Source organism: Kitasatospora sp. NPDC059812, from assembly GCF_042732075.1.
Classification (GTDB): Bacteria; Actinomycetota; Actinomycetes; order Streptomycetales; family Streptomycetaceae; genus Kitasatospora.
In genome coordinates, this window is sequence record NZ_JBHWIO010000098.1 from 1 (window position 1) to 12,435 (window position 12,435).

Annotated in this window: 6 protein-coding genes; 2 read left to right on the plus strand and 4 right to left on the minus strand. The window is 75.8% G+C overall.

Going from position 1 to position 12,435, the window contains the following annotated elements:
• Positions 1–275: 275 nt before the first annotated feature.
• A complete protein-coding gene (locus tag ACFV6D_RS33155; protein ID WP_063346828.1) occupies positions 276–473 on the minus strand; it encodes a hypothetical protein in 198 nt (65 codons plus the stop codon).
• A 408-nt stretch (positions 474–881) separates the two neighbouring features.
• Here ACFV6D_RS33155 and ACFV6D_RS33160 point away from each other — a divergent pair, with 408 nt between their 5' ends.
• Entirely contained in the window at positions 882–2,828 is a 1,947-nt protein-coding gene (locus ACFV6D_RS33160) for a serine/threonine-protein kinase (RefSeq protein WP_380562504.1), read from the plus strand.
• 102 nt (positions 2,829–2,930) lie between these two features.
• Here ACFV6D_RS33160 and ACFV6D_RS33165 read toward each other — a convergent pair whose 3' ends face one another.
• Positions 2,931–3,743 (minus strand): TrmH family RNA methyltransferase, encoded by an 813-nt coding sequence (locus ACFV6D_RS33165; RefSeq protein ID WP_380379917.1) that lies wholly within the window; start codon positions 3,741–3,743, stop codon positions 2,931–2,933.
• A 238-nt stretch (positions 3,744–3,981) separates the two neighbouring features.
• Here ACFV6D_RS33165 and ACFV6D_RS33170 point away from each other — a divergent pair, with 238 nt between their 5' ends.
• Positions 3,982–6,585, plus strand: coding sequence for a SpoIIE family protein phosphatase (locus tag ACFV6D_RS33170; protein ID WP_380486478.1), 2,604 nt, complete (start codon positions 3,982–3,984; stop codon positions 6,583–6,585).
• Positions 6,586–6,666: 81 nt separating this feature from the next.
• Here the strand turns inward: ACFV6D_RS33170 and cobA are convergent, their stop codons facing one another.
• Positions 6,667–7,944 (minus strand): uroporphyrinogen-III C-methyltransferase, encoded by a 1,278-nt coding sequence (gene cobA, locus ACFV6D_RS33175; RefSeq protein ID WP_363372843.1) that lies wholly within the window; start codon positions 7,942–7,944, stop codon positions 6,667–6,669.
• Between the two features lie 109 nt (positions 7,945–8,053).
• Positions 8,054–11,953, minus strand: a complete 3,900-nt coding sequence (cobT, locus tag ACFV6D_RS33180) for a nicotinate-nucleotide--dimethylbenzimidazole phosphoribosyltransferase (protein ID WP_380562507.1) — start codon at positions 11,951–11,953, stop codon at positions 8,054–8,056.
• Positions 11,954–12,435: the final 482 nt, after the last annotated feature.

Here is a 12,435-nt window from a genome sequence, read left to right on the forward strand (position 1 = left end):
CGTCAGGATCGCGGCCCCGGCTGTTTGGCGTTGACGACGGCTTCGGGGCAGCCGACGCCTTCGAGACGGACGACGGCTTCGGGAAAAGAGAAGAGCCGCGTACGGTCGCCCTCACCGACGTCCGTACGCGGCGTCTCCGCCTGCCGGGGCGCTCTGCGCGCCACACACGCCCGTCCGCGTGTCATCGCGGCCGCGGCCTCCCCGGCGGCACTGTTCCCCGTCCCCAGGGGACCAGTGCCCGTTCTGTGGCCGACCCCGTCGGGGCCGGCGTGATCTCAGCGGCCGATCAGATCGGCGACGGCCTGGGCCTGGTTCGCCATCTGATCCCAACCGCCGAACAGCAGCACCAGCAGCACCGCGCACGGCAGGGCCATGGCCAGCGCCACGGCCGGGTGCCTGGTGGGCTGCTCGGCCGACCGGGACTGGACGACGGCCGACCGACGGCGGGGGTTTCCCGTGAGCTGCGGTGCCATGCCCTTACTCCTGTGGTCCGGTCGAGTTGGCGCGGTGAACGGCTTACCTCGGGGGACGAGCTCCCCGTCCACCGCTGAACACAACGCTATTGCTCAGGGGGCCGTCCGGGCGTCATGCCGTCGTACTGTTCCTCGGGCATCCCGGAGGATGACGCTCAGACTTCAGGCGTACTACCGCAGGGGGAGGGAGCCTTGGCCGCGACCCCGGGGGAACCCTGAGGGGCAACCCCGAGAAACGCTTCGGCACCCCTATGACCTGCGGGTCAGCGCACGATCCGACAATCACACGGCTGCTTGAGGTGTTGCGTATCAGCACACCGCAGGGGGCAGTCCGTAAGCTGTGCCAGACAGGAACTGACGATGCCCCAACCGACGGGGCCTCACCCACAGGCTGACGGGGAACGGAACATGGCGATGATGCGGCTGAGGCGTGAGGACCCCCGCATCGTCGGGCCGTACCGCCTGCACCGGCGACTGGGCGCCGGCGGCATGGGCGTGGTCTACCTCGGCTCCGACCGCCGCGGACAGCGCGTCGCCCTCAAGCTGATCCGCGCCGAACTCGCCGAGGACCAGGAGTTCCGCACCCGCTTCGCCCGCGAGATCGCCGCCGCATCCCGCATCCGGGGCGGCTGCACCGCCCGCGTCGTCGGCTCCGACATCGAGGCCGACCGCCCCTGGCTCGCCACCGCGTACGTGCCCGGGCCCTCCCTCTACAAGCAGGTCGGCGACGAAGGGCCGCTGAGCTGGCCCGAGGCCGCCCGGATCGGCGCCGCACTCGCCGACGGGCTGGTCAAGGTGCACGAGGCCGGGGTCGTCCACCGCGACCTCAAGCCCTCCAACATCCTGCTCTCGCCGCGGGGCCCGCGCATCATCGACTTCGGCATCGCCTGGTCGCGCGGCGCCAGCACCCTCACCCACGTCGGCACCGCCGTCGGCTCCCCCGGCTTCCTCGCGCCCGAACAGGTCCGCGGCGCCGCCGTCACCCCCGCCACCGACGTGTTCGCGTTCGGGGCCACCCTCGCCTACGCGCTCACCGGGGACACCCCGTTCGGATCCGGGGCGTCCTCCGAAGTCATGCTCTACCGGGTCGTCCACGAGGAACCCGACCTGTCCGCCGTACCGACGCCGCTGGCACCGCTCATCCGCGCCTGCCTCGCCAAGGAACCCGCCGAACGGCCCGGCGCGGCCGCACTGCACGAGCGCCTCAGCGAACTCGCGGCGCGCGGGGCGGCAGCCGGAACCGCCACCCGGACCGCGCGGCCCGGCCACGGGCGGGTCGCGGCACCCGCCCCGGCGGGTCCGGCGGCCCAGCCCGCCCCCGACGGCGCCCGGCACGGCGTGCCCGCGCCCGGACGCGCCCCCGAACCCGCCGCCCCGGCACGGTCCCGGGCCGCCGCCGTAGCCGCGGCCCGGCGCTCGCAGGCGGCCACCGCCCCGCTCCCCCGGCCCGAGGCCACACCGGTGACCCGCCCGCTGCGGGAGCGGCCGCACACCCCGCCCCCCGGCCGGCCCGGCACCCGCGACCGCGGGCACCCCCGGGACCGCCAGCACACCCCCGCCCCCGGCGGGCGGCCCGGCAACGCGCGGCAGCGGCTGCTGCGGCAGCGGCTCGTGGTCTTCGTCACCGTGACGCTCGGCGTCGCGCTGGCCATCGCGGCCGCCCAGGGGTGCGAGAACCGCAGCAAGCAGGGCCTGCGGCCGTCCGGCGGGTCCAGCGCCAGTGCGCCCGCCGCGGGCGGCGCGCAGGCCGTGACGGGGACCTCGGTGGACGGGGCCGCCGCAGCCCCCGGCACCCAACCCCCCGCCGCCCAGCCTCCGGCCACCCCGCCCGCCGCCGCTGCGGCCGCACACGGCGGCACGGGCGACAGCCCGTTGGCGCCCCCGTACGGATCGGGGCCGGTGGTGGACTGGCCCAACCGCAGCTACCCCGACGGGACCGGCGGGCCCGGCATCGCGCTCCGGGACGGCCGGTCGGTCGGGGCCGGCCCGCAGGTCGTGCTCAGCACCGTGCTGCCCGCCCGGTACAAGGGCGCCCCGGCTGCGGTCGTCGTCCTGCGGCGGGCCGAGGGCTCGGTGCCGGTCGACCTCGTCCAGCTCTTCTCCTTCATCGGGGACACCCCGGTCGCCGCCACCTCCCGCACCTCGGCGGCCGACCCGCAGGCGACGGCCACCTGGCGGCTCGACGGCGGGACGGTCGTCCGCGAGGAGCGGGTCGCCGCGACCGGCGCGACCACCTCCACCCGCTACACCGTCCGTACCGACGGCACCCTGGACGAGTCCTGGCCCGGCGCCTCGGGCCCCGCCACCCAGCCCCCGGCCGCCGCCCCGGCTCCGCCCACCGCTGCGGCGGGCTGAGCACGGGAGGGCGCGGCACAGGAAGTCGGCCTGGCAGACTTCCTGCTTCCCGCTTTCTATGTGGGGGCTCCTCCGGCGTGAGAGGGGAGGCAGACGTCCCCGTCAGGCGGTGGGGGCGGTGACGGCGTAGAAGGAGACGGCGGCGGCGGCGCCGACGTTGAGGGAGTCGATGCCGTGGGCCATCGGGATGCGGACGGCGTGGTCGGCGGCGGCGAGGGCGGGTCCGGTCAGGCCGTCGCCTTCGGCCCCGAGCATCAGGGCCGCCTTGGGGAGGCGGTGCGGGGCGAGGCCGGCGAGGTCGACGGCGCCGTCGGCGGGGGTCAGGGCCAGCAGGGTGAATCCGGCGGTGCGGACGGTCTCCAGGGCGGCCGGCCAGGGGTCGAGCCGGGCGTAGGGCACCGCGAAGACTGCGCCCATGGAGACCTTCACGGCGCGCCGGTACAGCGGGTCGGCGCAGTCGGGCGAGAGCAGGACGGCGTCCATGCCGAGGGCGGCGGCGCTGCGGAAGATCGCGCCGAGGTTGGTGTGGTCGACCAGGCCTTCCAGGACGGCGACCCGGCGGGCCCCGGCGAGCAGGTCCGCGGCCTGCGGCAGCGGCTTGCGTTCCATCGAGGCGAGCGCGCCGCGGTGGACGTGGTAGCCGGTGACGGCTTCGGCGAGCCCCGGCTCGACGACGTGGACGGGGGCGTCCGCCTCGGTGATGACGTCGGCCATCACCTCCAGCCACTTGGAGGTCAGCAGCATCGACCGCATCCGGTAGCCGGCGGCGAGGGCGCGGCGGATGACCTTCTCCCCCTCCGCGATGAACAGGCCTTCGGCGGGTTCGCGCCGACGGCGCAGTTCGACGTCGGTGAGGCCGGTGTAGTCGCCGAGGCGGGGGTCGGCGGGGTCGGTGATGGTGCTGGGTTCGGACACCCTGCGATCTTGCCAAGGCGGGGCGGGGAAGGCCAAACGGCCCAAGCCGCGGGGCGGGCTGGCCTTGGCCCTGTGCCAGCCATGGTGCAAACATGGCCGTATGGCCCGTTTTCCGGGCCGATCCTGGGCTCCGTCGGCCTCTGGTGCTACTGGTTCCGCCGGCTCCTCCGGTGGGCGCCCAAACGGTCGGCTACAGCTGCCACGCGCGAAGCGGCCGTGGCCCGTACGGCACCGGTCGGTGGCCGGGCAGGTGTTCGCGCTGCAGGTCCTCGTCGTCCTGTTGCTGGTGGCGGCGGCCGCGGTGGCGCTGGTGGTGCAGTCGCGCACCGACGCCGACCACGAGGCCCGCAACCGGTCGGTGGCGGTCGCGCAGACCTTCGCCAACTCGCCGGGCATCGTCGACGCGCTGCGCTCCCCCGACCCGACCGCGGTCCTGCAGCCCAAGGCGGAGGCCGCGCGGATGTCGTCGGGCGTCGGCTTCATCGTCGTGCTGAACGACGACGGCGTCCGCTACACCCACCCCGACCCGGCCCTGATCGGCCACAAGTTCGTCGGCACCTACCTGCCCGCGGTGCACGGGCAGGTGGTGACCGAGCGCGTCACCGACTCGCTCGGCCCGCTGGTCCAGGCGGTGGTCCCGGTGTACGCGCCGGACGGCTCGGTGGCCGGGCTGGTCTCGGCGGGCGTCACGGTGCGCAGCGTCAGCAGCGCGAGCGAGCGGCAGCTGCCGGTGGTGCTGGGCGCCGCCGCGGGCGCGGTCGGGCTGGCCACCCTCGGCACGGCGCTGATCAGCCGGCGGCTGCGGCGCCAGACCCACGGGCTGGGCCCGGCGGAGATGACCCGGATGTACGAGCACCACGCGGCCGTGCTGCACGCGGTGCGCGAGGGCGTCATGATCGTCGGCGCGGACGGTCGGCTGCTGCTCTGCAACGACGAGGCGCGGCGGCTGCTGGACCTGCCGCCGGACGCCGAGGGCCGGCCGGTGACCGAGCTGGGCCTGGAACCCGCGCCCGAGGAGCTGCTGACCGCCCAGCGCCCGGTGACGGACGAGGTGGTGCTGGCCGGGGAGCGGCTGCTGGCGGTGAACGTCCGGCTCACCGACCAGGTGGGCGGCCCGCCGGGCTGCGTCGCCACGCTGCGTGACTCCACCGAGCTGCTGGCGCTGTCCGGCCGGGCCGAGGGCGCGCAGCGGCGGCTGCGGCTGCTGTACGACGCCGGGGTGACGGTGGGCAGCTCGCTGGACGTGACGCGGACGGCGGAGGAGCTGGCGCAGGTCGCGGTGCCCCGGTTCGCGGACTTCGTCACGGTGGACCTGGCGGACCAGGTGCTGACGGGCGAGGAGCCGCCGCCGGGCACCTCGCTGGGGCGGATGCGCCGCGTGGCGCTCGCCGGGATCCGCGACGACGCCCCGTTCTACCCGGTGGACACGGTGCTGGACGTGGTGCCGGCCACCCCGCTGGCCGGGGCGCTGCACAGCGGGGAGTCGGGGCTGGAGCCCTGGCTGGCCCAGGCCCCGAGGTGGCGGGAGCAGGATCCGGAGCGGTCGGCCCGGGTGCTGGCGTACGGGGTGCACTCGATGGTGCGGGTGCCGCTGCGGGCGCGCGGGGTGCTGCTGGGGGTGGCCCGGTTCTGGCGGGCGGACCGCTCGGAGGCGTTCGAGGCGGACGACCTGGTGCTGGCCGAGGAGCTGGTGGCGCACGCGGCGGTGTGCATCGACAACGCGCGCCGCTACACCCGGGAGCACGCGATGGCGGTGACGCTCCAGCACAGCCTGCTGCCGCGCAACCTGCCGCCGCAGAGCGCGCTGGACGTCGCGCACCGCTACCTGCCGGCCCAGGCCGGGGTGGGCGGCGACTGGTTCGACGTGATCCCGCTGCCGGGCGCGCGGGTGGCCCTGGTCGTCGGGGACGTGGTGGGGCACGGCCTGCACGCGGCGGCGACGATGGGCCGGCTGCGGACGGCGATCCACAACTTCTCGACGCTGGACCTGCCGCCGGACGAGCTGCTGGGGCACCTGGACGACCTGGTGAACCGGATCGACCAGGACGAGGCCGGGAGCGGCGAGGGCGCGGCCCTGACCGGGGCGACCTGCCTGTACGCGATCTACGACCCGGTGGCACGGCGGTGCACGCTGGCCAGCGCCGGGCATCCGCCGCCCGCCGTGGTGGGCCCGGACGGACGGGTGGTGTTCCCGGAGCTGGCGACCGGGCCGCCGCTGGGGCTGGCGGTGCTGCCGTTCGAGAACGTCGAGTTGGACCTCGCGGAGGGCAGCCGTCTGGTGCTGTACACCGACGGGCTGGTGGAGGACCGCGAGCGCGACATCGGTGAGGGGCTCGAACTGCTGCGGGCGGCGCTGACCGGGCCGCCGCGCACACCGGAGCAGACCTGCGCGGACGTGCTCGGGGCGATGCTGCCGGAGCGTCCGCTGGACGACATCGCGCTGCTGGTGGCACGGACCAGGGTGCTGGCGCCGGACCAGGTCGCGGAGTGGGAGGTGCCGCCCGAACCGGCGGCGGTGGGCGCCGTCCGGGCCGAGGTCGCGGAGCGGCTGGCGGCCTGGGGGCTGGACGAGGCGGCGTTCGTCACCGAGCTGATCCTGAGCGAGCTGGTGACCAACGCCATCCGGTACGGCACCGGGCCGATCCGGGTGCGGCTGCTGCGGGACCGGGCGCTGATCTGCGAGGTGTCGGACGGCAGCAGCACCTCGCCGCACCTGCGGTACGCGGCGACCACGGACGAGGGCGGGCGCGGGCTGTTCCTGGTCGCGCAGTTCGCGGACCGCTGGGGGACGCGCTACACGGCGACGGGGAAGGTGATCTGGACGGAGCAGCCGCTGGAGTAGCCGGTCGGAGTGGCCGAGTGGCCGGCCAGAGGGGGAAGCCGGAGTGGGAAGTCGACGGGCCCGACTTCCCGCTCCGGGCGCTCAGCGCTGGAAGGCGGCCGCCAGGACGTTGACCACGTCGCCGACGACGATCACGGCCGGCGGCTTGATCCGCTCGGCCTCGACGGTCGCGGCGACGGTGGCCAGGGTGGCGTCCACCCGGCGCTGGGCGGCGGTGGTGCCCTCCTGGACGATCGCGACCGGGGTGTCGCCCGGGCGGCCGTGCTCGACGAGCTTCGCGGCGATCGCACCGATCTTGTCCACGGCCATCAGCAGCACCAGGGTGCCGCGCATCTTCGCGGCGGCCTCCCAGTTGGTGAGCGAGCGCTCGTCGTCCGGGCCGACGTGACCGGAGATCACGGTGAACTCGTGCGTCATGCCCCGGTGGGTGACCGGGACGCCGGCCGCCGCCGGGACGCTGATCGAGCTGGAGATGCCCGGGACGACGGTGACCGGAAGTCCGGCCTCGGCGCAGGCGAGCAGCTCCTCGCCGCCGCGCCCGAAGACGTACGGGTCGCCGCCCTTGAGCCGGACCACGAACTTGCCGGCCCTGGCGTGCTCGATCAGCGTCCGGTTGATCGCCTCCTGGGCCATGAACCGGCCGTAAGGGATCTTGGAAGCGTCGATCACCTCGACGTGCTCGGGCAGTTCGGCGAGCAGCTCGCGCGGGGCGAGGCGGTCGGCGACCACCACGTCGGCGTCGGCCAGCAGGCGGCGGCCGCGCACGGTGATCAGATCCGGGTCGCCCGGGCCGCCGCCGACCAGGGCGACGCTCCCCTGGCCCGGCTGACCCGAGGCACCGCCGACGCCGTGCGCGCGGAACTGGCGGACGGCCAGCGAGCCGTCCCGCAGGCCGTCCACGATGGCGTCGCGCAGAGCGGCGGAGTGGCGCGGGTCACCGGTGAGGACCGCGACGGTGGCACCCGCGTCGCGGCCGCTGGCCGGGGTCCAGGCGGTGGCGGCGGCGGCGTCGTCGCTGCGGGCGCAGAACACCCGCTCGCGCTCGGCCTCGGCGCTGACGGCACCGTTGACCGCCGGGTCGTCGGTGGCGACCAGGGCGTACCAGGCGCCGGCCAGGTCGCCGTCCCGGTACGGGCGGGCGTGCCAGGTGAGCTCGCCCGCGTCGGCCATCGCCTGCACGGCCGGGGTGGTGGCCGGCGATATCAGGTGCAGCTCCGCACCGGTGGCGATCAGCGCGGGGAGCCGGCGCTGCGCGACCTGGCCGCCGCCGACCACGACCACGCGGCGGCCGGCGAGCAGCAGGCCGACCGGGTACGGGGTACGGCCTTCGGTGCTGGGGTGCGGGGTGGGCGCGGTCATCGGCGGTGCTCCTGATCGGGGGTGAGGGTCGGGGGTGCGGGTGCGGCGTGACGCCGCTCCGCGGACCGGCGCGCCCTCGGGCCGGTCCGCGGAGTGGTGACGGAGGACGTCAGCCCTTCTCGGTGACCCCGGCGGAGTCGAAGGTGGCTACATCGTGCATCGCCCGGGCCGCGCTCTGCACCAGCGGCAGGGCCAGCAGGGCACCGGTGCCCTCGCCGAGCCGCAGGTCCAGGTCGATCAGCGGACGCAGGCCCAGTTTCGCCAGCGCGGCCTGGTGGCCGGGCTCGGCGGAGCGGTGGCCGGCGATGCAGGCCGCCAGCACCTCGGGGGCGATCGCCTTGGCCGCCAGCGCGGCCGAACCCGCGATGACGCCGTCCAGGACCACCGGGGTGCGCAGCGAGGCCGCGCCCAGCAGGAAGCCGGCCAGGGCCGCGTGCTCCAGGCCGCCGACGGCGGCGAGGACGCCGATCGGGTCGGCCGGGTCGGGCCGGTGCAGGGCCAGCGCGGCCCGGATGACCTCGATCTTGCGGGCGTGCGTCTCGTCGTCGATGCCGGTGCCGCGGCCGGTGACCTCGGCCGGGTCGAGGCCGGTGAACACCGAGATCAGGGCGGCCGAGGCGGTGGTGTTGGCGATCCCCATGTCGCCGGTGACCAGCGCCTTGTTGCCTGCCGCGACGAGGTCGCGGGCGGTCTCGATACCGACCTCGATGGCCTTGAGGGCCTCCTCGCGGGTCATCGCCGGACCCTGGGTCATGTCGGCGGTGCCGGGCTTGACCTTGCGCGGCAGCAGGCCGGTGGTGCGGCCCTGCTGGATGGCCTCCGGCAGTTCGGCGGCGACGCCGACGTCGACCACGCAGACCTCGGTGCCGATCTGCTTGGCGAAGGAGTTGATCACCGCTCCCCCGGCCAGGAAGTTGCCGACCATCTGGGCGGTCACCTCCTGCGGCCACGGGCTGACGCCCTGCGCGTGCACGCCGTGGTCACCCGCGAAGATCGCCACGCAGGCGGGCTCCGGGATCGGCGGCGGGCACTTGCGGGACAGGCCGCACAGCTGGGCGGAGATGATCTCCAGCATGCCGAGCGAGCCGGCCGGCTTCGTCATCCGCTTCTGCCGGTCCCAGGCCTCGCCGAGCGCCTTGGCGTCCAGCGGGCGGATGCCGCGCAGGGTCTCGGCGAGCAGGCTCTGCGGCTCCTCGCCGGGCAGCGCGCGGTTGCCGTACTGCTCCTCGTGGACCACCCAGGACAGCGGGCGCTTCTTGGCCCAGCCCTGCTGCTCCAGCTCGGGCTCGTCCGGGAAGGAGTCGACGAAGCCGACGCACAGGTAGGCGACGACCTCCAGGTGCTCGGGCAGGCCGAGCTCGCGGACCAGCTCCTCGTCGTCGAAGAAGCTCACCCAGCCGACGCCCAGGCCCTCGGCGCGGGCGGCCAGCCAGAGGTTCTCGACCGCCAGCGCGGCCGAGTACGGGGCCATCTGGGGCTGGGTGTGCCGGCCCAGCGTGTGCCGGCCGCCGCGGGTGCGGTCGGCGGTCACCACGATGTTGACCGGCGTCTCGAGGATGGCCTCGATCTTGATTTCCTTGAACTGCTTGGCCCGGCCCTTGGGCAGCGAGTCCGCGTACACCTCGCGCTGGCGCTCGGCCAGGGCGTGCATCCGCCGGCGGGTCTTGGCCGAGCGGATCACCACGAAGTCCCAGGGCTGGGAGTAGCCGACGCTGGGCGCGGTGTGGGCGGCCTCCAGGACGCGGATCAGCACCTCGTGCGGGATCGGGTCCGGGCGGAAGCCGTTGCGGATGTCGCGGCGCTCGCGGATCACCTGGTGGACGGCCTCGCGTTCGGCCTCGCCGAAGCCGGGCGCGGCCGGGCCGCGGGGCTCGGCCGGCTCCTCGGCCTGCTCCTCGGCCGGCGCTTCCTCGGCGGGCTGCTCCGCCTGGTCCTCCGTCGGCGCCTCCGCCGGCTCCTCCGTCGACGCCTCCGTCTGCGGCTCGGCGGCCTGCTCGGCAGGCTCGGCAGGCTCGGCAGGCTCGGCAGGCTGCTGCTCGGCGGCGGGGGCCTCGGCTGCCACGGACGCGTCAGCGGCCTGGTCGGCGGCGGGGGCCTCCGGTGTGGCGGCCTCCTCGGCGACGGACTCGGCGGCCACGGGCTCGACGGTGGGGGCCTCGGCGGCGGGGGCCTGTTCGGCGGACTCTGCGGCCGGCTCGGTGACGGGCTGGGTCTGGTCCTCCGGGGTGGCCGGGGCGGTCTCGGCGACCGGCTCGGCGGCGGTCTCGATGGTCTCCGCGGTTGCGGCAACGGGCTCGGTGGCGTCGGCAGCCTCGGTGACCGGGGTGGCGTCCGCGACCGGCTGCGGCGCGGTCTCCGCTGCGGTGGCCTCGGTCTCAGGCTCGACGACGGGCTCGACGACCGGCTCGACCGGGGCCTCGACGGCCTGGTCCACGACCGGCGCGGCCTCCTGCGGCTGCTCGCCCTCGGCGGGCTCGACAACGGGCTCGGCAGCGACCTCGACGGCAGGCTCGACGGGCTCGACGACGGCCTGGCCGGAGGGCATCTCGCCCGTGCCGGCGGCGGTCTCGGCGACCGCCTCGACGACCGTTTCGACGACGGGCTCGACGACCGCCTCCGGCGCGGGCGCCACGGCCTCGGCGGGCTCGCCGGACTCGACCGCTCCAGCGGCCTCGACGGGCGGGGCGGCCTGGATCGGCTCCTCGGCCGGCTCCTCGGCCGCTATGGGAGCGGGCTGCTGCGGAGCGGCCTCCTCGGCCACCGGGGCCTGCGCGGCCGCCGCGACCGGAGGCAGACCGGTGGGCGCGGCGAGGAATGCGGAGATGCGCCGCGGCGGGCCGGCCGGGGCGGGGGCCTCGGCCTGCTCCGCGGGCGCGGCCTGCGCGGCGGCCTCGACGCCAACCTCGGCGACGGGCTCGACGGCGATCTCGACCGGCACCTCTGCGGGCGCCGTCACCACGGCCCCGGCGAGGGGCGTGCCGCTCGGGTCGACGACCGGCTGGCCGGACTCCGCCGGGACCGGCTCGGCCACTGCGGCCTGCGCCGCGTCCACCACGGCCTCGGCGACGACGACGGCCTCCGGCAGTTCGACGACCTCGATCACCTCGATCGCCCCGACCGTCTCGACGGCCAGCTGGGCCTCGACCGGGTGCGAGGCCAGCGGCACCTGCTGGAACTCCTGGGCCTCCGTCGCGGGAACCGCCGGCGCCACCGAAGGCGCGGACGCTGCCGGAACGGCCTGCGGCGCGGCGGCCGGCGCCGGAGCGACGGCCTCCGCCATCGGCGGCCGGCCGACCACCGGGATGCCGTGCGCGGGCGTGCCGCCCTGCGACGGGCCGCGGTCGGCGAGCGAGCGCACCGGGACCTGGCCGGTCATCAGCGACGGGTCCGGGATCGGCGGGCCTGCGTGCAGCGGGCGGCGCGGCGGCTGAGCAGCCGTCATCGCCTCCGTGGCCTGCGGGTGCGCCGGGGCGGCGTGGAACGGCTGCTGCGTCTGCTCGGCGCCGAGCGCCGGCGGCTCCAGCGGCGGCCACGAAGGCTCGACCGGCGTGCCGTCCTGCTGCGGGGCGAGCGGCGTCTGCTCGGTCGGGAGGGGCGCCAGCGGCTCGCCCCAGGAGCCCTGCGGACCGGGCATCAGCAGGACGTCGTCCTCGTCGTCCTGGTCGAGGAAGTGGAAGGCCGGACGCGGGGCGCCCGGGTCGATTCCCCAGCCCTCACCGGGCACACCGGGAGCCGGTGCGCCGGGAGCCGACAGGCCGGGGGCCGGTACGGCGAAGCCGGACGCGCCCAGCGGCTGGCCCTGCGGCGGGATGACACCCGCGCCGGGGGGCATCACACCACCGGCCGGGCCGTGGCCCGGCGCCGTCGGGTTCGGGATCACGCCGCCGTCCGTCGCGACGCCCTGGAGGGGTGCAACGCCCGCGACGCCCTCCGGTCCGCCGAGCGTGTCCGGCCCGGCGTTCAGGTGCTCCGGCAATCCCTCGCCCGGGACGTGGCCGCCATCGGTCATTGTCAAACGCTCCTTCCAGGCCGCTGCCGCGCCCTTGGCGACACGATCACCGACCGCAGCGCCCATCCGCACGGGCCGGGCCTGCACCGGCCCGTCCCTCAACCACACGCGGCCGCCGCGCCGAGGCGCTGCGGCCCAAGTCTTTCCGGCGCACTGCGGCACCCCGGCCTGCGCACCGCCCACACCGGGCGGTGCACCATCTGAAACAACGACAACCCGGAGCAACCGGCACGACCGCACCGGACCCTACGGCATTCTCCAGGTCCGGCACGCGGCCCGTCGAATTGCCCACACTCCGAGCAAAACCGGATTGCACCACGTCAAAAAGGCGACAAACCGACTGAATCGGGTGGGTCGCCGACCGCCGCAGCCGCCCAGGACGCCACACTACCGGCCCAGCACGGTCACCTCTCGAATCGGTGTCCGGATGCGACCTGGATCACCGCCCGGCCCCACCACGACCCCTCAGCAGCACAGCGCGG

Bases quoted from the DNA above. Each gene is read 5' to 3' on its own strand.
- ACFV6D_RS33155 (WP_063346828.1), bottom strand. From the start codon at position 473: ATGGCACCGCAGCTCACGGGAAACCCCCGCCGTCGGTCGGCCGTCGTC.
- ACFV6D_RS33160 (WP_380562504.1), top strand. From the start codon at position 882: ATGGCGATGATGCGGCTGAGGCGTGAGGACCCCCGCATCGTCGGGCCG.
- cobA (WP_363372843.1), bottom strand. From the start codon at position 7,944: ATGACCGCGCCCACCCCGCACCCCAGCACCGAAGGCCGTACCCCGTAC.
- cobT (WP_380562507.1), bottom strand. From the start codon at position 11,953: ATGACCGATGGCGGCCACGTCCCGGGCGAGGGATTGCCGGAGCACCTG.